This window comes from Streptomyces sp. NPDC050147 (assembly GCF_040660195.1).
Classification (GTDB): domain Bacteria; phylum Actinomycetota; class Actinomycetes; order Streptomycetales; family Streptomycetaceae; genus Streptomyces.
The window spans coordinates 238,417-261,404 of sequence record NZ_JBFALJ010000002.1; the positions used below are offsets into that span (position 1 = coordinate 238,417).

At 72.2% G+C, this 22,988-nt stretch carries 17 protein-coding genes; 12 read left to right on the plus strand and 5 right to left on the minus strand.

From position 1 onward, the window contains the following. Positions 1-90 precede the first annotated feature (90 nt). The 6 genes from AB0I94_RS04765 (at position 91) to AB0I94_RS04790 (ending at position 6,759) form a co-directional block, all read left to right on the plus strand. A complete protein-coding gene (locus tag AB0I94_RS04765; RefSeq protein ID WP_363308297.1) occupies positions 91-1,386 on the plus strand; it encodes an O-antigen ligase family protein in 1,296 nt (431 codons plus the stop codon). Continuing rightward, on the plus strand, positions 1,383-3,035 hold the full coding sequence (locus AB0I94_RS04770) for a lipid II flippase MurJ (protein ID WP_363307964.1): 1,653 nt from the start codon (positions 1,383-1,385) through the stop codon (positions 3,033-3,035). The genes AB0I94_RS04765 and AB0I94_RS04770 overlap by 4 nt, the downstream gene beginning before the upstream one ends. A 61-nt stretch (positions 3,036-3,096) precedes the next feature. After that, on the plus strand, positions 3,097-3,810 hold the full coding sequence (locus AB0I94_RS04775; RefSeq protein ID WP_363308298.1) for a polysaccharide deacetylase family protein: 714 nt from the start codon (positions 3,097-3,099) through the stop codon (positions 3,808-3,810). After that, positions 3,807-4,937, plus strand: coding sequence for a glycosyltransferase (locus AB0I94_RS04780; protein WP_363307965.1), 1,131 nt, complete (start codon positions 3,807-3,809; stop codon positions 4,935-4,937). Before AB0I94_RS04775 ends, AB0I94_RS04780 begins: the two co-directional genes overlap by 4 nt. Next, positions 4,937-5,596 (plus strand): lipopolysaccharide biosynthesis protein, encoded by a 660-nt coding sequence (locus tag AB0I94_RS04785; protein WP_363307966.1) that lies wholly within the window; start codon positions 4,937-4,939, stop codon positions 5,594-5,596. Before AB0I94_RS04780 ends, AB0I94_RS04785 begins: the two co-directional genes overlap by 1 nt. Beyond that, positions 5,596-6,759, plus strand: coding sequence for a GNAT family N-acetyltransferase (locus AB0I94_RS04790; protein ID WP_363307967.1), 1,164 nt, complete (start codon positions 5,596-5,598; stop codon positions 6,757-6,759). Before AB0I94_RS04785 ends, AB0I94_RS04790 begins: the two co-directional genes overlap by 1 nt. An 11-nt stretch (positions 6,760-6,770) precedes the next feature. Here AB0I94_RS04790 and AB0I94_RS04795 read toward each other — a convergent pair whose 3' ends face one another. Next, the gene (locus AB0I94_RS04795) at positions 6,771-8,009 is read right to left on the minus strand and encodes a glycosyl hydrolase (RefSeq protein ID WP_363307968.1); all 1,239 of its coding nucleotides are present in this window, start codon (positions 8,007-8,009) and stop codon (positions 6,771-6,773) included. A gap of 129 nt (positions 8,010-8,138) precedes the next feature. On the opposite strand from AB0I94_RS04795, the gene AB0I94_RS04800 reads away from it, so the two are divergent. Together AB0I94_RS04800 and AB0I94_RS04805 are read left to right on the plus strand one after the other, a co-directional pair. Continuing rightward, positions 8,139-9,485, plus strand: a complete 1,347-nt coding sequence (locus tag AB0I94_RS04800; RefSeq protein ID WP_363307969.1) for an ATP-grasp domain-containing protein — start codon at positions 8,139-8,141, stop codon at positions 9,483-9,485. Beyond that, positions 9,485-10,756, plus strand: a complete 1,272-nt coding sequence (locus AB0I94_RS04805; RefSeq protein WP_363307970.1) for an NAD(P)-binding domain-containing protein — start codon at positions 9,485-9,487, stop codon at positions 10,754-10,756. The genes AB0I94_RS04800 and AB0I94_RS04805 overlap by 1 nt, the downstream gene beginning before the upstream one ends. Before the next feature lie 252 nt (positions 10,757-11,008). On the opposite strand, the gene AB0I94_RS04810 is transcribed toward AB0I94_RS04805, so the two are convergent. Continuing rightward, the gene (locus AB0I94_RS04810) at positions 11,009-11,791 is read right to left on the minus strand and encodes a chaplin (RefSeq protein ID WP_363307971.1); all 783 of its coding nucleotides are present in this window, start codon (positions 11,789-11,791) and stop codon (positions 11,009-11,011) included. 336 nt (positions 11,792-12,127) lie between these two features. On the opposite strand from AB0I94_RS04810, the gene AB0I94_RS04815 reads away from it, so the two are divergent. The 4 genes from AB0I94_RS04815 (at position 12,128) to AB0I94_RS04830 (ending at position 15,714) form a co-directional block, all read left to right on the plus strand. After that, positions 12,128-12,427 (plus strand): trypco2 family protein, encoded by a 300-nt coding sequence (locus AB0I94_RS04815; protein ID WP_363307972.1) that lies wholly within the window; start codon positions 12,128-12,130, stop codon positions 12,425-12,427. A gap of 11 nt (positions 12,428-12,438) precedes the next feature. Continuing rightward, complete coding sequence (locus AB0I94_RS04820; RefSeq protein WP_363307973.1) at positions 12,439-13,506, plus strand: trypsin-like peptidase domain-containing protein; 1,068 nt, start codon at positions 12,439-12,441, stop codon at positions 13,504-13,506. A 79-nt stretch (positions 13,507-13,585) separates the two neighbouring features. After that, entirely contained in the window at positions 13,586-13,795 is a 210-nt protein-coding gene (locus AB0I94_RS04825) for a hypothetical protein (protein ID WP_363209049.1), read from the plus strand. 35 nt (positions 13,796-13,830) lie between these two features. Further along, a complete protein-coding gene (locus AB0I94_RS04830; RefSeq protein WP_363307974.1) occupies positions 13,831-15,714 on the plus strand; it encodes an HEXXH motif domain-containing protein in 1,884 nt (627 codons plus the stop codon). 76 nt (positions 15,715-15,790) lie between these two features. Here the strand turns inward: AB0I94_RS04830 and fxsT are convergent, their stop codons facing one another. The 3 genes from fxsT to AB0I94_RS04845 all read right to left on the minus strand — a co-directional run bounded on the left by fxsT (position 15,791) and on the right by AB0I94_RS04845 (position 22,880). Next, a complete protein-coding gene (gene fxsT, locus AB0I94_RS04835; protein ID WP_363307975.1) occupies positions 15,791-19,684 on the minus strand; it encodes an FxSxx-COOH system tetratricopeptide repeat protein in 3,894 nt (1,297 codons plus the stop codon). 398 nt (positions 19,685-20,082) lie between these two features. Beyond that, positions 20,083-21,534: a hypothetical protein gene (locus tag AB0I94_RS04840; RefSeq protein WP_363307976.1), complete on the minus strand. Its 1,452-nt coding sequence runs from the start codon at positions 21,532-21,534 to the stop codon at positions 20,083-20,085. A gap of 239 nt (positions 21,535-21,773) precedes the next feature. Next, the gene (locus tag AB0I94_RS04845) at positions 21,774-22,880 is read right to left on the minus strand and encodes a threonine synthase (protein ID WP_363307977.1); all 1,107 of its coding nucleotides are present in this window, start codon (positions 22,878-22,880) and stop codon (positions 21,774-21,776) included. Between the last annotated feature and the right edge of the window lie 108 nt (positions 22,881-22,988).

A 22,988-nucleotide genomic window follows, 5' to 3' on the forward strand; every position in this document is an offset into this window, starting at 1 on the left:
AACGGTGCCTCGATCACGCTCTTCCCCGCCGGTTCACCGGCCGCCGCACTGTCGTCGGCACTGCGCGGCGGAGGGCCCGTGCTGCCCGTCATGGCCGTGGTCGCCCTGCTCGCGCTCCCCGTGGCGCCGAGCGACGGCGGCTCCTCGGGCGGCACGATCGCCGACGCGGCCTCCGCCCTGCTGGTGCTCTGGTGCGTGGCCCGCACCGTGCGCGGCGCGCGCCGGCCGCTGACGCGGACCGCCGCCGTCGTGCTCGGTCTGCCGGTGATCGGCATCGCGGTCGCGGCGGTCGGCGCGAGCACCGCGACCGCCGGGATGACCGGCCTGGCGCGCTATCTGCAGATCTTCGTCCTCGTACCGGCCGCGGTCCTGACGCTCGTGCGCGACCGCCGTGACTTCCGCCTGGTGGCCTGGTCCCTCATCGGCCTCGCCCTCTTCCAGGGCTCCATCGGCGTCTATCAGTACGTCACGGGCACGGGCGCCAGCTACATGGGTTCGGACGTCCGGGCCGTGGGGACCTTCGGCGCGACGGACGTCATGGGGATGGCGACCGTGGTGTCGTACGGAGTGGTGTGCGCGCTCGCGCTCGCGCTCCGCCCGGCATCCCCGAAGCAGCGTCAGGCGGCGCTGGTCTGCGCGCTGCTCCTGGTGGTTCCGCTCGCGCTCTCCTTCAGCCGCGGCGCCTGGATCGCCACCGTCGTGGCCTGCGGTGCGCAGCTGGGCCTCGCGGGAGTGCGGAACGCGCTGCGGTCCCTCGCCGTGGTGGCGGCCGCCGCCGTCGTGCTCGTGGGCGGGTTCGGCATCGGCACGCAGCTGCTCCAGGAGCGGATCGCCAGCATCACGCAGGTGACCGACGCCCCCGACCAGTCGGTCACCGACCGGTACACGATGTGGGCCGCGGCGGTGGACATGTGGCGCGAGCAGCCGGTGACGGGCGTGGGGCTCAAGGCCTTCCCCGACCACCGCGACAGCCACGCCTCGCTGGCCCTCTCCTCCGCCAGCGACACGGCGGGCGCGGGCGCGGGATTCCACCGTCAGCCGCTGCTCTCCCCGCACAACATGTATCTGCTCGTCCTCGGCGAGCAGGGGCTGCTCGGCCTGTGCACCCTGGTGGGCAGCTGGGCGGCCTTCCTGCTGCTCGGCCTGCGGCGGCTGACGCGGGTGCGCGGGGGCGTCGGCGCGGACTGCGGGCTCGTCGCGTGCGGGCTGCTCGTGCGGCAGCTCGTGGACTTCTCGTACGCCGACATCGGCGGGCCTTCGACGGTGCTCACGGCCGTGATGCTCGGGCTCGTGGCGTGGTGGGCGCTGGCCGGCCGCGCCCTCACGGCGCCGGTGCGGGCGCAGGCGCCGGTGCCTTCGCCGGTGCCGGGGGAGGCCCCGCGATGACCTCCGCGACCCACCCCGTGGACGCCGGTCCGGCCGGCAAGGCGCCCGCTCCGGCGACCGAGGCGGGGCCCGTCAAGGGCTCCGACCCCTCCAACGGCTTTCTCGCCAAGGCCACTTTGGTCACCGCGGTCCTCACCGTGGCCGGGTCGGTGCTCGGACTCGTACGCGACCAGGCGCTCGCCCACTTCTTCGGGGCGGGCTCCGAGACCGACGCCTTTCTCGTCGCGTGGACCGTCCCCGAGGTGGCCACCACCCTGCTCATCGAGGACGGCCTCGCGTTCGCCCTCGTACCCGCCTTCAGCATGGCGCTCGCCCGCCGCGGCCAGGGCGCGCGCCGCGACCCCGTCCGGGCCCTGGTCGCCGCGTCGCTGCCCCGCCTCGTGCTGGCCTCCGGCGTCGTCACGCTGATCCTGATGGCCGGAGCGCCGGTCCTGGTGGAGGTCCTCGCGCCAGGGCTGCCCGACCCGCGTCTCGCCGTGGACTGCACGCTCCTCACGGCCACCTGCGTCTTCACGTTCGGCCTCGCCGGATACTGCAGCGCGGCCCTGCGCGCCCACCGCCGGTTCGTGGCCCCCGCGGGCATCTACGTCTTCTACAACATCGGCATCATCACCGCGGTCTTCGTCCTCGCCCCCCGCTACGGCGTCCGGGCGGCGGCTCTGGGCGTCGCGGTCGGCGGCGTACTCATGGTGCTCGTCCAGGCCCCCTCGCTCTGGCGCCGGCTCACCCGCGACCCGGCGGACGCGCCCGACGAGAGTGCGGTGGGGCCCTCGGTCCCGGCCCTGATGGGCAGCACCCTCGTCGCGACCGTGCTGCTGTTCGCGCTGTGCCGGCAGTCGCAGGTGCTCATCGAGCGCTTTCTGGCGTCCTCACTGCCCTCGGGGGCCATCTCGCACCTCAACTACGCGCAGAAAGTGGCGCAGGTGCCGATGACCCTCTCCCTGATGCTCTGTACGGTCACGATGCCCGTCGTCGCGCGCGCCCTGGCCGAAGGCGACGTCAAGCGCGCCAGGTCGCGCGTCGAGCGGGACCTGGGCCTGGCCGGCTGCGTGGTGCTGCTCGGCACCGCCGTGGTCATCGCCTGCGCGCCGCAGCTCATCCAGCTCATGTTCCAGCGGGGAGCGTTCACCGCGGACGACACCGTCGCCACCGCGGCCGTGATGCGCGTGTACGCCCTGGGGCTCCTGGGCCACACGCTGGTGGGGGCGCTCGTCCGCTCCTACTTCTCCGGCGGGCGCGCCACGTGGTTCCCGCTGGGCGCGATGGCGGTCGGGATCACCGCGACCGCCGGGATCGGCAGCTGGGCGGTGGACCTGTGGGGCGTACGCGGCATCGCGCTCGCCAACGCGGCGGGGATCAGCGTCGCGGCCTTCGTGCTGCTGTGCGGGATGGGTCCGCGCAATGTGCCGATCCGGGTCCGCGAGGTGGTGGGCGAACTCGTCAAGCCGGTGACCGCGGCGGTGTGCGCCACCGGGTGCGGCACCGCCCTCGCGAGCACCGTCGACGCACCGGCCGTCGGCTTCGTCCTCGGCTGCGCGGCCGTCGTCGCCGTGTTCCTGCTGCTGCTCCGGGCCCTGAAGGCCCAGGCCTTCGAGCCGGTCCTCCGCTCCGTCACATCCGCCACACGAAAGCTCACGCATGTCCGTTGACACAGCACTCGGTGAGACCCCCCGTTCCCGGCGCGTGCGGCACTGGCTGCCCGAAGCGCCGATGTGGGTGGCGATGTACCACTCCGTGGACACCTGCGCGGACGACCCCTACGAGATCACCGTCACGCCCGAACGCCTCGCCGCGCAGCTTCGCTGGCTACGGAGACAGGGCCTGCGCGGGGTGAGCATGTCGCGCCTCCTCACGGCGCGCGCCCGTGGCGAGGGCCGTGATCTGGTCGGCCTCACCTTCGACGACGGATACACCGACTTCGTCGACCACGCCCTGCCGCTCCTGCACCACTACGACTTCGACGCCACCGTCTTCGTGCTCCCCGGCCGCCTCGCGGGCGACAACGCGTGGGACCCGCTGGGCCCGCGCAAACCGCTCCTCGACGCGGCGGGAATCCGGCACGCCGCCGCCGAGGGGATGGAAGTCGCCTCGCACGGCCTCACGCACGTCGACCTCACCCAGGCGGACGACCGGCTGCTGTGGCAGGAGACAAGCGGCAGCCGGGTCGCCCTCCGCGACCTCATCGGCCGCGAGGTCGAGGGCTTCTGCTACCCGTACGGCACGATCGACCAGCGCGTCGTGGAGTCCGTACGGGCGGCGGGCTACCGCTACGCGTGCGCGATCTCCCCGGGACCGCTGACCGGTGTGCACGCCTTGCCGCGCGTCCACATCGGGCAGGACGACACCGCCTTGCGGCTTCAGCTGAAGCTGCGTCTCAACCGGCTGCGGCGTCGCGCGGTCCGTGGAGCGGGGGCGGGCGCGTGAAAGTCCTGCACATCATCACCGGCCTCGGCGTCGGCGGCGCCGAGCAGCAACTGCGGCTCCTGCTGCGCCACTTGCCCGCCACTTGTGACGTCGTGACGCTCACCAATCCAGGACCGGTCGCCGATGGCCTGGCGGCCGACGGAGTGCGCGTGGTCCACCTGGGCATGTCCGGCAACCGCGACCTGGGCGCCCTGCCCCGCCTGACGAAGCTTGTCCGCGGGGGCGCGTACGACCTCGTACACACCCACCTGTTCCGCGCCTGCCTCTACGGGCGCATCGCCGCCCGCCTGGCCGGGACGCGCGCCGTCGTGGCCACCGAGCACTCCCTCGGCGACTCGCAGATGGAGGGACGGCCGCTGACCGCGGGCGTCCGCGCGCTGTACCTGACGGGCGAGCGCCTGGGGCGGGCCACGGTGGCGGTCTCCCCGTCCGTCGCCGAGCGGCTCAGCCGGTGGGGAGTGCCCCGGCAGCGCATCCACGTCGTACCGAACGGCATCGACGTGGAGCGGTTCCGCTTCGACCCCCGAGGCCGCGTCGCCGTACGCCGGCAACTGGGGCTGCCGGACGAGGCGTTCGTCGTCGGCGGGGTCGGCCGCCTCGCCCCCGGCAAACGCTTCGACGTCCTGCTGCACGCCCTGGCCGCGCTGCCCCGGGACGTACGCGTGCTGCTGGTCGGCGGCGGCCCCGACGAGGACAGGCTGCGGGCGACGGCGCAGCAACTGGGGCTCGGCGAGCGGGTGCTGTTCACCGGGGAGCGGCCTCATCTGTCCGAGCACGGCGCCGACCTCCCCGCGCTCCTCGCCGCCATGGACGTCCTCGCCTCGCCGTCGCCCGAGGAGGCCTTCGGACTTGCCGTCGTGGAGGGTCTCGCCGCCGGTCTGCCGGTGCTCTACGTCCGCTGTCCCGCCGTCGAGGACCTGGCGCCGGACGCGGCGACGGGAGCCGAGCGCGTCACGGGCGACCCGGATTCCTTCGTGCGGGCGCTGCTGCGGGCCCGGTCGGCGGGGCCACGGCCGCGCCTCGCCCCGGAGGCCGCCCACCACTACAGCATCACCCGCAGCGCGGCACAGCTGATGCACGTATACGAGGCAGCTGCCTCCGGCTCGACCCCGAGAGTGAGTTCCTGATGACCGATACCCTCAGCAGGCGGTTCCGCCCGGCCGACGCGGCCCCGATGCTGGCCCGCGTCAAACGGCTGCCCGCATGGTGGCTCCTGCCGGCGGGCGCCGCGCTCGGCGCCCTCACCGGCGGTCTGTACGGCGCGGTCAAGACACCCGAGTACACCGCGACGAGCTACGTGATCGCCGTCCCGCAGAAGAACTCCGACCCCACTGCCGCCCTGGGCTTCGCCACCGCGTACGGACGCGTCGCCACACAGCTCGCGGTGCTCGGCGACGCCCAGGTGGAGTCGGGCGTCTCGCCGCAGACGCTGCGCGAGAGCGTCCAGGCGGCCACCTCTCCCGACGCCCCGATGATCTCCATCTCGGCGACCGCGGCCAAGCCCGGCAAGGCGGCCGACATCGCCAACGCCGTGTCGCGCTCCCTGACCAACAACGCGAACCACACCAAGGACAGCACGCGGGTACGCCTCCTGCAGCTCTCCCGGGCGGTCGAGCCCGCCGCCCCCGCGTCGGCGACGGCGCCCATGACCTCCCTGGTGGGCGCATGCGCGGGAGGACTGCTCGGCGGACTCGCCCTCCTCGTGCGCCCCCGCCGCGACGAGGACGGGCCGTCGGCCCCGGTACCGGGCCCCGCGCACTCCGCCGACCTCAACCGGGAGAGGTGATGGAGGTGACGGACGGTGCCCTGACAGTCCAGCTCTGCACGGACGAGGCGGAATTCGCGGACCTCTCGGCGTCCTGGGCGCGGCTGCACCGAAGATGCCGGACAGCGACGCCGTTCCAGAGCCATGCGTGGCTGCACTCCTGGTGGCTCTCCTACGGCACACGCGGACGGCTCCGCGTCGTCCTCGTGCGCAGGGACGGCGAGCTCGTCGCCGCGGCGCCGCTGATGCGCGCGTACCTGCCGCTCCCGGCGCTCGTGCCGCTGGGCGGCGCGATCTCCGACTTCACCGACGTGCTGATCGACGACGCCTGCGCCGACGAGGCCGCCGGCGCGCTGGCCGACGGCCTCGCGGAACTGGCCCGCGGCGCACTGATCGACTTCCGCGAGGTCCGGTCGGGAGCCGCCGTGGAGCGCATCTACGAACGCTGGCGCGGACCCCGGCTCCGCCTCGTGGACTCGCTCTGTCTGGAGCTGCCCGCGGCGTCGATGGAGGAGCTGCTCGGGCGGCTGCCCGCGCCGCGGGCCCAGCGGGCGCGCGCCAAGATCCGGAAGATGGGCGCGCTGGGCGTCGAGCGGCGGATCGTAGGGCACGACGAGGTGGACGCCTCGGTGCGCACCCTCCTTCATCTGCACCAACTCCAGTGGCAGGGGCGCAAGGTGACCTCCGAGCACCTGCGGCCGCGGTTCTCCGAGCATCTGATCAGGTCGGTCGGCCTCATGGTCAGGGCGGGCGACGCGGTGGTGACCGAGTTCCGGCTCGACGGAGCCGTGGTGGCCGCCGACCTGACCCTGCTCTCGCCCCACCTGGTCGGCGGCTACCTCTACGGGGCGCATCCGCGGCTGCGGGAGCGGAAGGTGGACGTGGCGACGATGCTCCTCAACTCCTGCGCGGAACACGCCGAGGGCGACCGGGACCGGGTGCTGAGCCTCCTGCGCGGCAACGAACCGTACAAGCACCACTGGCGCCCCGAGGCCGTCACCAACCACCGGCTGCTGCTCGCCCGCAGGCGCACCGCCCCCGTGCTGCGGGCCGCCGCTTGGGACGCGGCCGCCCGCAGCCGCGGCAAGGAGTTCCTGCGCAGGCGCCGGGAACGCCAGGAGTCGCGGGAAAGCCAGGGACCGCGGGAAAGCCAGGGACCGCGGGAACGCCAGGAGCGGTCCTGAGCGGTTCCTCATCAGGGCCGCTTGTACCAGTCGAGGCGCATGCACAGCTTGCCGCCGAGCAAGTACTCGACCCAGTCGCCCAGGTTGAGCGGGGAACACTTCGTGGGCTTCGTGGGCTTCGTCGGCTCAGGCACGGTCGGCTCGGTGCCCGTACGGCCGAAGAGCAGCGTCCGGTAGGCCTTGGACGACTTGGGATTGTTCCCGCACTGCCACACGCCGTGCGGGCAGTAGTCGGTGACGGTGTTGTAGAGCGGCTTGTGCTCGTCGATCCAGGCGAGCATCTTCCGCATGTACTCCTCGTTGTCGCCGTTACGGAAAAGGCCCCACTCCGGATAGGAGATCTCTTTCCCATGGGCCTTGGCGAATTCCACGTGCTGTTTGAGCCCGTACGGCTCGCTGACCTGCTCGGCGAAATCGATGCCCGCCGGCTGGTCGTACGAGTCCATGCCGACGATGTCCACGACGTCGTCACCCGGATAGCACTGCGTCCAGGGAATCGCGTCCCGGCCCCTGTTCGGTGCGAAGTCGAACTTGAACTTCTGACCCGGCACCGAACGCATCGTCGTGACGATGCGCTTCCAGTACCTCTTCCAGGCCTCCGGGTCGGGACCACATCGATGGGTGTACGTCGTGCCGTTCATTTCCCAGCCGAGCACCACCACGGTGTCCGGCACCTTGAGCTTCACGAGCCGTTCGGCGAGGACGCGGTAATGCTCGTCGAAATCGCCCGCGGCGCCCCGGCGGAGCAGCGAACGGACCTCCCGGTCGCCGACGCGGTCCTCGTTGCGCTCCATCATGGGGACGTTGAGCACGAAGAGCCGGTCGTCCTTCGCACGCCGCCACTGCGCCCAGCTCTCCAGGAAGTTCGGCGCCCCCTCGATATTGCTCCACCGGTCGCCCGGCAGGTAGGTGTGCCCCACGCGCAGCTCGGCGCCGCCCAGCCACTTGCTGAGTTCGGCCATGCGCTCCACGCCCTGCGGCCCGTAGGTGAGGTAGGCGCCGAACGCGGGATGCCCGGCGGCGGTGGAGGGGGACGGCGAGGCGGACGGCGGCAGGGAAGGCGAGAGGGAAGACGGCAGGGAAGGCGAGGGGGACGGGGCCGGGGCTGCCGGCGGCCCGACCGGTGGCTCGGGGGCCTGACCGGCTCCCCACGCGTAGCCGGGTCCGACGGCGAGCGCTGCCGCCATGACGATTCCGGTGGCAATGAACGCGGGCCGTCTACTGGTGATCCGGTGTCTCTGCAAGGCCATGGTCGCTCCTCATGCTGCTCCTCATCCACTGACGCTCAGTCATATGTATTTCTATTGCGCCAATCGAGCACCTAATCCTTTGGGCGTGCCCACCGCCCGCATGGCGGATCGAATTGAGAGGATTTGGCGGTGCTGACTCTCGACACTCGGGTCCCCGCGGTTCTGCTGCGAATCGACCGGAACCCTTTTCACCACGGAACGCTCGGAGCTGTTCGGTCATTGGGCCGTGCGGGAGTGGAGGTTCATGTAGCTGCCGCGGATTCCGCGGACAGCCCGGTGCGCAGATCCCGCTATCTGCACCAGACACACCCACCGCCGCCGCCGGGCGCCCCGCTCCAGGAAATCGCCGCCGTACTGCGCCGCATTTCCCACCGGGTGGGCAGACCGGCCGTGCTCATTCCGATGGACGACGCGGGCGCACTCGCGATCGGGCGCCTGCAGAAAGAACTGGCCGCCACCTATCTCCTGCCGGACCAGGCGAGCGGCCTCGCGGAACGGGTGGCTGACAAAGCGACGCTGGCCCAGGTGTGCGCCTCGGCCGGCATCCCGCACCCGGTGACGCTCCTGCCGGAATCCGTGGGCCAAGCAGCCGCCGCCGTACGCGAGTTGGGTCTTCCGGTGGTGGCGAAGTGGAGCCACCCGTGGCTGGTCCCCGCCGGGACGGAGCTGCGCAGCACGGTCCTGGTGCGGTCGGCGGGTGAGGCCCAGGAGCTCTACCGGCGCAGCGAGGAGGCGGGCAGCCGCCTCCTGCTGCAGGCCTTCCTGCCCGACGGCCCCGGCCGCGACTGGTTCGTCCATGGGTACGTCGACCGGGCGGGGGTGGTGCGCGGCGGCGGCTCCGGCCGCAAGCACCGCTCCTGGCCCCGCGGGGCGGGCCTGACGGCGGTGGGCGAGTGGACGCCCGACCCCGGCCTGCGCTCCCGCGTGGAGCAACTGGTCGACACCCTCGGCTACCGGGGGATCTTCGACCTCGACTTCCGGGTGGACGCCGCGACGGGCGAGCACTGCCTGCTCGACTTCAACCCGCGGCCCGGTGCCCAGTTCCGGCTGTTCGCCGACGGGGACGGCCTGGACGTGGTGCGTGCCCAGCACCTGGACATGACGCACCGCCCGCTGCCGGCCGCCGCCGTCCTCGCGGGCCGGTCGTTCGTCGTGGAGAACTACTCCCCGCTGGCCGCCGTGCGCACCCTGCTGACGGCGGGGCCCGCCTCCACCGCGTCGCACCGCCGCGAGCTGGCCTGGCACGCCCGGGACGACATGGCTCCCGCGCGCGCCATGTGGGCGCTGTGGTGCCGGCACGTCACGCGGCGGCTGCTCGGGCGGTTGAGGCGGTCGGTACGCCCTACCGGGCCGCCGGAGGAAGAGGTGCGGGTGCGGATGGTGCGCCAGGCGGGCGTGCGCCAGGCGGGCGCGGCCGACGGTTCCGGCCGCGCCGATATCGCCCGTACCGATGACGAGAGAGCGAGCAGTTGCTGATGTATGACCTGTTGGTTGTCGGAGCCGGCCCCTACGGGCTCTCCATCGCGTCCCACGCGGCCGACGCCGGACTCGACGTACGCGTCTTCGGCAGACCCATGGCGTCCTGGCGCGACCACATGCCCCGAGGCATGTTCCTGAAGTCCGAGCCCTGGGCGTCGAACCTCTCCGACCCCCGGCGCCGCTACGGCCTCGCCGCGTACTGCGAGCGCAACGGGATGCGGGCCAGGCACGGCGAACCGATCTCCGTGGAGACGTTCGCCTCGTACGGCCTTTGGTTCGCCCAGTACGCCGTACCCGTCGTCGACGAACGCATGGTGACATCGGTCGGCGCCTGCCCCGGGGGCTTCGAGGTGGTCACCGATGACGGTCAGGCCATCCGTGGCCGCACGGTGGCCCTGGCCGTCGGCGTCATCCCCTTCGTCGAGATCCCCGCGGCGCTGCACGGGCTCGGCACGGAGCACGTCTCGCACAGCAGCCACCACCGGGACCTCGACCGCTTCCGCGACCGGGACGTCACGGTGATCGGCGGGGGCCAGGCGGCTCTCGAGACCGCCGCGCTCCTCGCCGAGCAGGGAACGCGTGTGCGCATGCTCGCCCGTGCGCACCAGCTGAACTGGAACAGCGTGCCCCCGGCGCTGGAGCGCCCCTGGTGGGAGTCCGCCCGCGCTCCGCACAGCGGCCTCGGCTGCGGGTGGCGCAACTGGTTCTACGCGCAGGCGCCGGGCGGCTTCCGGCGGCTCCCGGCGGCCACGCGTGCCCGCGTCTCGGCGTCGGCGCTCGGCCCCGCGGGGGCCTGGTGGGTGCGCGACCGGGTCGAGTCACGCGTCGAGGTGCTGCTCGGCCACGAGGTCGCCACGGCGTCGCTCTCGTCCGGCCGGGTGCGGCTCGCGGCCGTGGACGGTTCGGGCGGACGCCCGGACTTCGAGACGGACCACGTCATCGCGGCCACCGGCTTCAGGGCCACGAGCGCACGCCTTGGCCTGCTCGCCCCGGACGTGCGAGGCAGCCTGGCGGTGAACGCGGCCGACGAGCCCTGCGTCTCCACCGCGTTCGAGTCCTCGTACCCCGGCCTGTTCCTCGCGGGCCTGGTGACGGCGGCCAGCTTCGGCCCGGCCATGCGCTTCGTGCACGGGGCGTCCTTCACGGCGGGGCGGCTGGTGGGGGGCGTGCGACGGAGCCTGCGGCGCGGGCCGGTGGGCTCCGCGGTTCCGGCGCCGGTCGGCGAGCGGGTTCGCCGCACACCCAAGGGCGCCGTCGTCGGGCGCTGAGCGGCGATCATGCTCGCCGGGAACTCAATCAGGTGATGCCGTCGGCGAACGGGTGAATCGGTTCTTCGTGACGCCACCGGATGGTGGACTCTGTCGGCATGGGACGGGCCTGGTTGCCCTCCGCCAGCCGTCGGCGTCCTCGCCGTAGGTCGGCAACCCACCCGTCGGCCCTCCCCTCCGTTCTGGTGGGGAAGAGACCCTCGCGCGTCTCTTCCCCACCAGCGGCGTGCCCGGGCCTACCGGGTCCCTTGCCTAGCGCCGGGATGTGGCGCGCCCGCGGCGGTACAGGATCCCCCCGCCGATCAGCAGGGCGGTGCTCGCCGCGGCGGCGGCCAGGTAGTCCACGTCGCTTCCGGTCTCGGCGAGCTGCGTGAAGGCGCTGGGCTCCTCGTGGGCGGCCCGGGGCAGCTGCCCGTCGGTCGAGGACGCGACGTGCCGCGGCTTGTCGGCCTCCGTCGGCGGGACGGCGCGGTCCGCCGGCGGCTCGGCGCTCCGGGGAGGCGACTTGGGCGAGTGAGGCGTCTCGTGGTGCGGGGGCGTCGGCGCGTCACCTTCGTTGGCGCAGCCGTTGCCCATGACCGGGTTGAACAGGCCGACCACGTCCACGGTGTTGCCGCAGGCGTTGACCGGTACGTGCGCGGGCGCCTGCACGTTGTTGCCCGACAGGATGCCGGGCGACTGGCTGACATGGCTCTTGGCCGTCGACTGGGCGCCGTGGTGCGCGCCCGAGTGGGTGTGGCCGTATCCGCCGCCCCCGTGGGCCTGCCGCTCCTGCGGCGCCACTCGCTCCGGAGCGTGCGTGTGCGCCTTCGGAACGGACTCTGTGTTCGCGCACTTGTTGCCGAACGACGGATTGGCCGCGCCGACCACGTTCGCGGTGTTGCCGCAGGCGTTCACCGGGACTTCCACGGGGGCCTGCACGCTGTTGCCCGACAAGATTCCGGGCGAACCCGCCGTTACCGCGTCCGCGTCCGCGGCGAACGCGTCCGAGCCGGACAGGGAGAGGATGCTGGTCGCGGCCGCGGTCGCGAGCATTCCTTTACCAATGACCTGTCGCAATGTATTCGTCTTCCTCTGAGCAGTGGAAAAGCCGACCCTGGAGTCGAAGCGACGGTCCAAGGCCGGCCCATGAAAACAGCCTGGTGGAGGCGGGGTGCTACATCAGTTGTTGGCGAAGGGATGGGAGCCGAGAGGCACTTCTGGCCCTGCACTCTGCAAACGAGTTGACGGTGTGGAGGAAACCGCCGGTTTCACCGGTTCGTAAAAATTCACCCGAATACCGCATTCGGGCTGGGATGCCGCACATCCTTTCCGACAAATCCGGGTCGCCTCCGCGGTGTGGGGGCGACACGCCGGGGGTAGAGGCCCCGCGTGATTGAACTCGCCGAGATGATCGCGCAGTTACGTGGGGAACTGGCCGCCGCCATGGCCGCGGCGGAGGACGAGGAACTGCGCTTCGAACTGGGTGCCGTACAGCTGGAGGCGGAGTTCGCGGTACAGCGGTCCGCCGGCGCGGACGGCAGGATCCGCTTCTGGGTCGTCGAGGCAGGTGCCTCCGGCCAGCAGGCGAGCACCACCACCCACCGCGTCACCCTCAGCCTGGAACCCCGCGTCCGCGGCACCGATCAGCGGCCCTGGGTCAGGGGTGACCGGGCCGCACGCGAGCGCTGAGCCCGGCCACCATGGCGGGATCGGGACTTGAGGCGGCGCGGGTCGCCGAGGTGCTGGTGGAGAGGCCGGGCGCATCGCCCGGACGGCGCGGGTCCGGATACCGCGTGGGGGACAGGTCCGTGCTGACGGCCGCACATGTGGTCGCGGGCCCTGTGGCGTCGTTGCGGGTGCGCTTCGACGCCGATCTGCCGGGGGAGTGGAGCGCCGACGTACGCGTCGTGCTGTTCTCCGAGGCGGTGGACCTGGCGCTCCTGGAGATCACGACCGCACCCCCGGGTCGGTGTGCGGCCGTCGAGACCCCCCGCTACGGCGCCGTGCCCGAGTCCGATGTGGTGCTCGCCGTCAGCGCGATGGGTTTTCCCCGCTTCAAGCTGCGGGACGACAGGATGCGCCTCCTGGACGACGGCGCCCCCAGCCAGTACCGCGACTCCTGCCATGTCGCGGGGACCGTCTCCGCCCTGTCCAACCGCCGCGAGGGCACACTCGAACTGGCCGTTCTCGCGCCGCGCGCGGACCCCGAACCGGAGCGCTCGCCCTGGGAGGGGATGTCCGGCGCGGTGGTCTGGTCCTGCGGTGCCGTCGTCGGTGTGATCAGCGCCCACCACCGTTCGGACGGCCTGGGGCGGCTCGCGGCGAGCAGGGTGGAGCAGTGGTACGGCGCGCTCTCCTCGGCCGAGTTGGAACACCTGCACAGGGAGGCGGGGCTTCCGCTGCGTGGAGCGCTCCCTTCCGTAGCTGACCCGGCAGGGCCCACGGCGCCTGCCGGCCTGGCGCATCTCCCCTCCGACCTGCCGTTACGTGAACTCATGGGGCTCGTCGACGCGTTGGTGGAGATCCCGTCCCTGAAGGACGCGGGCGGCCTGGGTCTTGTACTCGCCAGCATCGACGCGGAGGTCGCCGCGAACCGGCCGAGGGACTCCAGGCTCAGGATGGACATTTACGGCATCGTGCACACCTGCCTCCGCTATCGAGGCACACTCGATCAGCTCCTGGAGACCGTCCGGCTTCTGGAGGGGCAGTCCACGGAAGTGGCCCGTGTCGACCGTGAGGCAGCTCAACTGGCCAAGCGATACAGCTGACTTGATGTCGGGCACGGCTCGGACGCGGGGTTTCGCAGCGTGCCGTGCTGGGTCATCATGAGGGGGAAAGGGATGGCGCATGCACGGAATCACGGAGGGGGACTTGGCAGCCGTGGAGCAATCGATGCCTGCCGTCGAGTCCGATCTCGTAGATCTCTCGGGGGTTTCTCTTGAAGCGCTGCTTTCCATGGACGGCAGTGCCATCGCGGGGTCGCTCGAACCCCTGCTGCGCCACATCGACGACGCCCGCGCCGTCACGATGTCGTACAGCCCCTCCCGCTTCGACTGACATGGACGCGGCCGTCACCGCTCCGTGGAGCCTCCATGTCGGATAGGCGTGGAGCAGCCGTGCCGGACAACCGCTCGGCAACGGCAGGCCTGGCGTTCCACCGGCTCTCGGCGCCCGGCGTTCTCGCCCTCGCGCGGGGCGACGGCGGCAGCGCGGCCGTGGAGGAGCTCCTCACCGCCGAGCGCAGCCGCCGTCTGCTGCTGCTGCGGGCCCTCGCCGACGGCCTGAGCGAGGGTGACCCGGCGCAGCCCGCGGGGACGGTCCCCATGTCGCACCGGGCGGCCTGGACCCTGCTCGCGCGCACCCAACAGCGCGCGCCCCAGGCGTTCGAGGACACCCTGATGTGCCCGCACACCGGCATGTGGCTGTCGCTCGCCCTGCGCAGGCTGCGGGGCGCGACCGCCTACGAGGACGCGCCCCTGTGGGTGGTCGTGGGACACCTGTCGGCGCTCGCCGCCGCTGCTGCCGTCCGGGCGGGCCTCGACTTCTCCCTCACCGTCCCGGTCCGCCAAGGCTGGGTGCCGCTGCCGACCCTCGGCTGCGCGGTGCTCACGGACGCGGCCGAGCCGTGGGGCATGGCCCAGGTCGAGGCGCGGCAGGGGCGTCTGCGGATCACCGCGGGCCGGGAGACGGTGAAAGCCGGACCCGAGTGGTCCCGCGGGGCGCCGGGCTGGCACGCGGTGCGCCGCCTGGAGCTGGAGCCGACGGGGCCCGGGAAGCTCCTGGTGCTCGACGAGCTGGACCCCTACCGCACCTTCCCGCACCCGAGCCCGCCCCGCCTGCTGTCCGCCGCCGAGGCGCGGACCTGGCAGGACCTGCTCACCGAGGCGTGGAAGATCCTGCGGCGCGACGAGCCTCAGAGCGCGGAGGCGATGCGCGTCGGGCTGATGTCCCTGGCCCCCACGCCGGCCAGGGAGAGATACCGGCCGCACAGCGTCACGGCCGGGGACGCGTTCGGCGGTGTCATGGCTTCGCGGCCGGACGACGTCGCCCAGCTCGCCGCGACGCTGGTGCACGAGTTCCAGCACACCAAGCTGGGCGGCCTGATCCACCTGGGGCCGCTGAGTGAGCCGACGGCCCCGCGGGGAGCGCCGGAGCAGCTCTTCTACGCCCCCTGGCGGGACGATCCGCGGCCCCTGAGCGGCCTGCTCCAGGGGATCTACGCCTTCGCGGGCGTCGCCCGGTTCTGGTCCGTCCACCGGCACGCGGCCGATGCCGCGTACGCCCCGATGGCCCACTTCGAATTCGCGCTGTGGCGCGCCCAAGTGTCGTCGACCGTGGATCTCGTCCACCGCCACGAACGCCTGACCCCCCTGGGACGGCGGCTCCTCGGCACACTGCGCGGGCGGTGCGAACAGTGGATGGCCGAGCCGGTGCCGCCCACCGAACTCGCGCTGGCCGAAGAGGTGGCTGCCGACCACCGCGCCCGCTGGCGTGCGCACCATCTGCGGCCGTCCGCCGCGGCCGTGGAGGAGGCCGTGCGGGCCTGGCGGCGAGGGGACGACCTGCCGCCTGCCGCGCTCGCCGCGCGGCCCGAACTCGTTCCGGAGGCCGATACCCGCTACCTGGACACCGCGGCCGTCCTGGCCCGCTACCGCCTCGGCGCCCCCGCGGCCGACCCCAGCGGCATCGAGGGCGTCCGCGCCGCCGACCTGCTGCTGGCGCGGGGCGACCTGAGTGGGGCGCGGGACGCCTTCGTCACCCAACTCATGGGCAAGGAGGCCACGTCCGCCGACTGGGCGGGGCTGGGCAGGGCCCTGGCCGGGGCGGCCGAGCACCAGGACGCGGCCCGCCTCCTGCGCCACCGCCCGGAACGGGCCTGCGCCGTACAGAGCGCGCTGGAGCGCGCCACGGGGCAGGGGGCCGATCCGGTGGAGCTGGCGGCGTGGCTGGGACGGGACGAGACCGTCAAGGACTAGGCCGTGCCTGTGAAGCCCTGCCGTCCGGCTGGAGGGCAGGGCCCGCGGCCAGAGCGCGGGCCCCCGCCGCCGCGCGTCACAGTGGTACCGGGTCGATGTCGCAGTTGGCCCGCTGTCCTGCCTTCGCCTGGACGGTGGCCGGGTGCGCGGCCGCGGTCTCCGAGCGGAGCCGGGGCTCGTCGAGCACGCTCTCCATCCGCGCGATGGTGTCGGCCCGCAAGGTGGCTCCGTCGGCCTCCTCGCCCACCGCGACGAGGTCCATCGCCAGGTTGATGGCGCAGGCCAGCGTGGTGGGGTGGTTCTCACCGAGCGTGGCACGGCAGCGCTCGAGGGTCTCCTCGCCGAGCGAGCGGGCCGCGGCGTGGTCGTCGAGCGCGGCCAGGTCACTGGCCAGGTTGATGGCGCAGGCCAGGGCGATGGGATGGGCCGGACCGAGCCGTTCGGTGAGGGAGGAGAGGGCCGCTTCGTCGAGGCGGCGCGCCTCGTCGGGCTGCCCAAGGAGACGCAACGTCACCGCGAGGTCGATGTCGGCGGCCAGCACGTGAGGATGGCTGGGGTCGAAGATCTCGCGGTACCCCTGGCAGGCCTTGACGCCCCGCTCACGCGCCGCCTGGAGGTCGCCGTTCTCGCGCAGGGCGATGGCCAGCGTCAGGGCCGCGGAGAGCGACTGGGGGTGGTTGTCGCCGTACCGGCGGGTGAAGCGTGAGCTGGCATCGAGGGCCAGCTCCAGGGACTTGGCGTGGTCGCCCTCCTTGCGGCACGCCTCGCTGAGCTGACGCACCGTGCCGATGGCGGCGGGGTTGCCCCGGCCGAAGACCTCGCGATAGGCCATCATGACGGCTTCATGGCGGGCGCGCGCGCCGACGTAGTCCCCCGTCTCACGCATGTCGATGGCGACGTTGAGCTCGGTGTGCAGCGTCTGCTGATGGTCCTGGCCAAGGACGCGCAGCTTCAACGCCAGGGTCTGCTGGTCCAGTTCGTACGCCTCGCGGTAGTTCCCCATCAGGCGCAGGCTCACCGCGAGGTTGTGGGCGGTGTTGAGGGTGGTCGGGTCCTCTTCGCCGAAGGCCCTGCGTGCCCGCTCGTACACCGTGGCGTCCAGCTCGGCGCCGCGGGCGAAGTCTCCTTCGACGCGGCGCACGGCGGCCTCGAAGTTGATCGCGTCCAGCGCGTCCTCCCGGGAGTCCTCACGGTCGGGCGGGGCCGTGCGCTCGTAGATCGCCCTGATCTCGGCGACCAGTGCCGCGGCCTCGCGGTGGCGGCCGACGCTCCAGTAGAAGAAGCCCAGCTTCTGCCCCATGATGAGCGTCATCTGGTCTTCCTCGCCGAAGACCTCCCGCCAGGTCACCCAGGCCCGCTCGGAGAAGTCGAGCGCCACCTCGTGGTCGCCCCAGTGATAGAGGTACAGGGCGACGTTCAGGACGAGCTGGCGCACCCAGGGCTGGTCCGACTTGACCGCGTCGGACGCGATGACGTGGCTGTACAGCTCCGCGTACCGGGGCCAGTTGGCCGGGGACACCGGGGACTTGGGGTCGGCGGCGGCCAGCAGGGTGTGGGCCCCGTGACGCATCCGGGCCTGCTCGTCGGGAGACATGCGGTTGTTCAGGACGAGCTGCACGAGGCGGTGCATCTCGATGGAGTTCGTACGGTGGTCGATGCGGGCGAGGGAGTAGCGGTTCACTTCCCTTATGGCGCGCGCGAGCCGCATCGGGTCGTTCAGCGTCGCGTCCAGCTCGGGGAAGATGCTGCTGTTGCCCAGGCCGGAGAAGATGGACCGCGAGATCGGGTCCGGGGCGAAGTACGAGCAGAGCTGCAGCAGACGCAGGGCCGAGGGGCTGCGGGTCTCCAGGTGGTCCAGGGAGACGTTCCAGGCAGCCGCGACCGGCAGTTGGTAGTCCGGGGGCGGGGACGTCTCCAGGAGTTCGGTCCGCTTGTTCTCGAAGAGGCGCAGATACTCGGAAGCGGGCATGCCCGTCTCCGCACGCCACGCGGCGGCCTGTTCCAGGGCCAGCGGGAGGTCTCCGAGCGCCTCGGCGAGACGGTCCGCCTCGTCCTCCTGGAGGGGCGGCCCGGAGTGGCGCAGGAGTTCCTTGCTCTCCTCGCGGGTGAAGACGTCCACTTCGAGTGAGCCGCCGACGAGGCCCCACCGCCTGTTGCGGGAGGTGACCAGGATCGTGCCGTTGCCCCCGGTGGGGAAGTAGTGGCGTACCTGCTCGGGGTTGTCGGCGTTGTCGAAGATCAGCAGCCAGCGCGAGTAGGGCCGTCCCTCGCGCAGCGCCTCACGCACCGCGGGACCCGCGATGTTCGCCTCGGTGCTGGTCTCCAGGCCCAGGCGCCCGGCCAGCTCCACGAGGGCCTGACCGATCTGGCCCGGCCGCTCGGAGGGAATCCACCAGACGATGTCGTACTCACCCTGATGGCGATACGCGTACTCGATGGCGAGCTGCGTCTTGCCCACGCCGCCCATGCCGTGAATCGCCTCGGGCAGAACCGTGGTCGTGCCCTCCCGCAGACGCTCGCCGAGCAGTTCGAGCAGCTCCGCGCGGCCGGTGAAGTTCGGGTTGCGGGGCGGCAGGTTTCCCCAGACGCGCGGCAGTGATGTGCGGTCCCCCTCGATCGTTTGCTGGGGCGTAGTCGACATCACCAATGCTCCTTCAGGATGGGGCCGGGAGACGGGGGTTCCACCGGTTTTCTCCAGGCTGACTGCGTACCGACGATCGTGCCAGCCAAGTACCCCTGCCAGCAGGGCGGCGCGCTGCATGAAGCGGCCGGAGAGTGCCCTCAGCGCGGCGAGCTCCACGCGCAGGAAGTCGATATTGCGGCTGTTCACCCGAGGCATGGCCAGGGTGTCCAGGGGTTCGGTGGGGGAGGGGAGCGGCGAGGGGGCCCCTGTCGCGTCGGCCGCCAACAGCGCGCGTACGTCGTGCAGGATGCGTGCCGTGTCGCTGCGGCGGCCCAGCGCCAGCAGCTCCTCGCGGATGTCGGGGGCGAAGGAGAACGCCACATCCGTGACCTCGTCGCCCTGGGTCCCGCTCGGCCGGACGAGGCCGCTCATCAGCAGCTCCGACGCGTGCACCGGGCCCGCTCCCGGGGTGGTCTCCAGGACCTTGCGGATGAGGGGAAGGCTCAGGGGTACGGCGGCTAAGCGCGTCGCCAGCGTGAAGGCCGTGGGCGAGGCTCCGGCGCGGAAGTCCGACACGCGCTCCGATGCGGGCACCGTGCTGCGCGGGTCGGGGACGTCGTCCGTCCAGGGCAGGGCGCGCGCGGCGTCGGGCCGGCGTTTCCACTCCCGCGCCCGGATGGCGGACATCTCCAGCCATCGCGGCTCGGGGCCCATGACGAGCTGGGTCCAGGCCTCGGCCCAGCGGTTGGTCAGAGCGAGGACCGGCACCAGGACCGTGCCTGTCTCGGCCTCCGGCTCGTCCGGGTCGCGCGACTCCACCGGGGCCTCGCGCAGCTCCCAGCCGAGCTCGCTGTTGGCCGCCCAGGCATGCTCGGCGCGCAGCCGCACCCGCCAGACGTCGAGACCCGTGCGGAACCACAGTTGCTGGGGGAGCACGTGCACCACGGCGACCGGACAGGTGCGGCCCCAGGCGCGCAGCAGGGGCATGACCGCGCCCGACCGCCAGCCGGCCGCGAGCCCGTCGGTCAGGACGAGGATCACGCGGCGCGTGTCTCCGGCGCCGCCGAGCGGTTCCTCGGGGCCGATCCGTGCGGGGTCGGTCTCGTCGGTGCCGCGCAGGCGCAGGACGCGTACGCGCGCGAAGTCCCCTTGGCGTTTCAGCTCGCCGACCAGGTCGTCGACCGTCTGGTCCCACACCTTCATGGTCAGGTGGCTGTCGAGGACGAGGACCGCTTCGGCGCGCTCCGGTCCGCCGGGCCGGGCGTGCCCGAGACGGCCGAGGACGGACGCGGCCTCATGTCGTGCCCGCGTGGCCGGTCCCTGCCGCTGCCCTCCGTCGTCATGCATATGCGCCCTCAAGGCGTCGTGGCGGCCTGGACAGTTGTGCGGAGTCCCGCAGAGCGCGGGCGTGCGTGACATCCACAAGCGCAGCGTGACAGCGCGCCCGCACTGCAAGCAAGGGGGTACGGCGGCATGGGCCGGGGCGCACGGAAATCGTGTGAGAAGTCACGCCTTCGGCGGGGAGAGCCGCGCCCGCGGCGGCATGCGGAGTGCCCCCGGGGTGCCGCCGCGTGCGCCCGGACGGCATGTGCGCCCGCCCTGCCCGCACACGCGTGCGCCCGGCTGGGACACGCGTGCGCCCGGCGGGAAGCGGCCGCACGGCGGCGGAGGCCGGCTCGTTCACGGCGCGGCACCCCCTCTCGCCGTACGCGGGAGGTTCACGGACCTGTGGCCGACGGGCCCGTTCAACTCGTCACCGGCGCACGGTCGGGGCCGGGTGGGCCGGGTCTGCGTTCCGGATCGTCGAGCAGGATCGCCAGATGGCGTCCCACGTGGTTGTCCCAGCCCTCGGGGCCCAGCGCCAGAGCCTCCTTGCGCCAATTTCCGGCGCGCGTCACCAGGCTGGACAGGCCTCTGTCCTGGACCATTTCGGCGACCGCTTCCTTGAACGCGGGGTCACCGCAGTCACCGCGGTGCCAGATCATCGCGGGCACCCCCGCCCGCAGCCCCGCCATGAACTCCTGGTGGCTGGCCGGGCAGTCGGTTCCCGGCGGCCGGCTCAGCACCAGACAGACCGCGTGGTCGTCCTCCTTCAGTTCGCGCTCCAGGTGGAAGTGCGACTGGCCGGGAGGGTTGAAGTACGAGTGGCTGTCGGCGGGCTGCTCCTTGAGCTGACGCCACTTCTTGTGCCAGGGGCGGTGCCAGGCGGCCTTGCGCAGGCGCTCGAAGGAGCGGATCAGAACCGCGTAATCCATCACGAGGGGGATCGGTGACGAGGAGGAGGACTCCTTGTGCCACCACTCCACGGGCTCCCCCAGCAATTCCCACGGGAGGATGAATTCCAGGACGACCGGTTGCCTCAGGTCCGCCCACCGTTCCTCGGTCTGCTCGATGAGGACCTCGACCTCGGCGGGCAGGTCGTCGCGGTGCACATGCAGGGTCTCGCCGGGCACGGGATGCCAGCCCTCGGCGTCCGACTGGCGCCAGTGGGAGAGGAAATAGCGGTCGGGGTCCACTCCGTCGGGCTCGAACTGGATCATCAGATACGCGGGCACCATGGGCGGCGGGGCCTGCTGGGCCATGCCGCTGCGCTGCCAGTCGGCGATCTGCTCCTCGAGCCCCCAGGTCCTGGCCTGTCGGCGGTTCCAGCGCCGCAGGTCCTCCGCAGCCTCCATCTGTCCGTCCTCCACGAGCCGTTCGGCGGCCAGGGCCAGGAACGCCATGCTGACGGGGAGTTCCTTCGCGGCGGTGTTGTCGCCGGCCAGTCGTAGAAAGACTGCCCATCCCGTGTCGCACCACGCGGGCAATTCCTGGGTACGTGACCGGCTGGCCCGCCGCGCGAGCGTCGCCAGACCGGCGGACGAGCGCATGTCCCGCAGGACCGGCTGCAAGGGATGCAGGTCGGCGCCGTCGAAGAACTCCACGGCCTCCCACTCGTCCACGAGACGCCGCAGCGACAGAACGGCGGAAGACTGCTGCTCCAGGTACTGCAGGCAGCGCACCAGACTCGAAAGGCCGTCCGGCAGCTGTGAGCAGCGCTCCACCAGTTGCAGCAGCCACGGCCGCAGCGCCGCGTTGCGCAGCGGCTCCACCGGGGCTTCCAGCTCGTCGCCCAGCATGCGCACCCACAGGTCGGCGCTGTTCTCCTGTCGTACCGTGCTCGATTCCTGCAGTACGTCGACGATGTCGGCGACCAATTCGTTGCGAACCCTCGCAGGGCTGCGCCCTTCCACCCCCGTGACCTCCCGATCGCCACCAGCAGTCAGCAGTCAGCACTCATGTGTATCGATGGTGCGGCACCGTCAAATCGATGGTGGCGACAAGCGTACGGCCAGAGCCCAGCTCAGGGCAGGCCTCCGGGCCATTCACGGGCAGAGCTGTGACCATCGACCGGTTCAGTCAACTCCCGCGTGCACGAGCCCAGTTCGGGAGTCGCTCAAACGCCCGCCAGTCCTGATTTCAGGCCCGCCCCGCACAGCGGCACCACGGCGGTCCGCTCACCGAGCGCTCCGTCGCGTACGGCGGCCCAGCACGCCACCCCGGTCGCCTCGACGAACAACCCGCGTCCCGCCAGATCCAGTTGAGCGGCCCGGAGCTGCTCCTCCGAGACCGTCAGGAAGCCGCCGCCGGACCCGCGTACGGCCCGCAGGATCTGCCGGGCTCGGGGCGGGCGCGGAATCGCGATGCCCTCCGCGAGGGTGGGCGCCGCCGGGGTCGTGCCCAGCGGCTCGTCGGCTCCCGCGCGCCATGCCTCGGCCAGCGGTGCCACCGCGGCGGCCTGCACGGCGTACAGCGTGGGCGCCTTCGCGATCAGGCCCGCCGCGTGCAGCTCCCGCACCGCGAGGGCCGCGCCGAGCAGCAGGGTGCCGTTGCCCACGGGCACGACCAGTACGTCCGGCAGTCGGCCGTCCAAGTCCTCCCACAGCTCATGGACGTACGTCTTGGTGCCGTGCAGGAAGTAGGGGTTGTGGACGTGCGAGGCGTAGAAGGTGCCCGGTTCGTCGGCGGCCGTCCGGGCCGCCCATGCCGTCTTCTCGCGTTCACCGGAGACGACTTCGAGCCGCGCGCCGTGGGCGTCGATCTGCTCCAGCTTCTTCGGTGACGTGCCCTCGGGGACGTACACCGTGCAGGGCAGCCCGGCTCGCGCGCAGTACGCGGCGACCGCCGTGCCCGCGTTGCCGCTGCTGTCGGCGATCACCCGCTCCGGGGCGAGCCGCAGCGCGAGCGCGGCGAGCATGACCGCGCCGCGGTCCTTGAAGGAGAGCGTCGGCATCAGGAAGTCGAGTTTGGCCGAGATCGCGCCATCCAGCGGTACGAGGGGTGTGCGGCCCTCGCCGAGCGAGAAAGCGGGGGCGGGCAGCGGCAGGGACTCCGCGTACCGCCACAGTGAATTGACCCTTCCGTTCAACGACTTCAGCGGCGCGGGATTGGGGGAGAAGTCCAGGTCGAGCGGGCCGCGGCAGACGGGGCAGCACCAGGCGAGGGTGCCCGCGGGGACACGCGTTCCGTCGGTCGGGCAGAAACAGTCCGGCAATGCTGTCATGCGCGCAGGCTAGTTGGGGCGGTTGGGGCGCATGTGTCATGACGGGTGCGTGGCGGTCATGTTGCGTCCGGTACTGACCCTTGTGGGATTCCTATGGATCCGCCAATC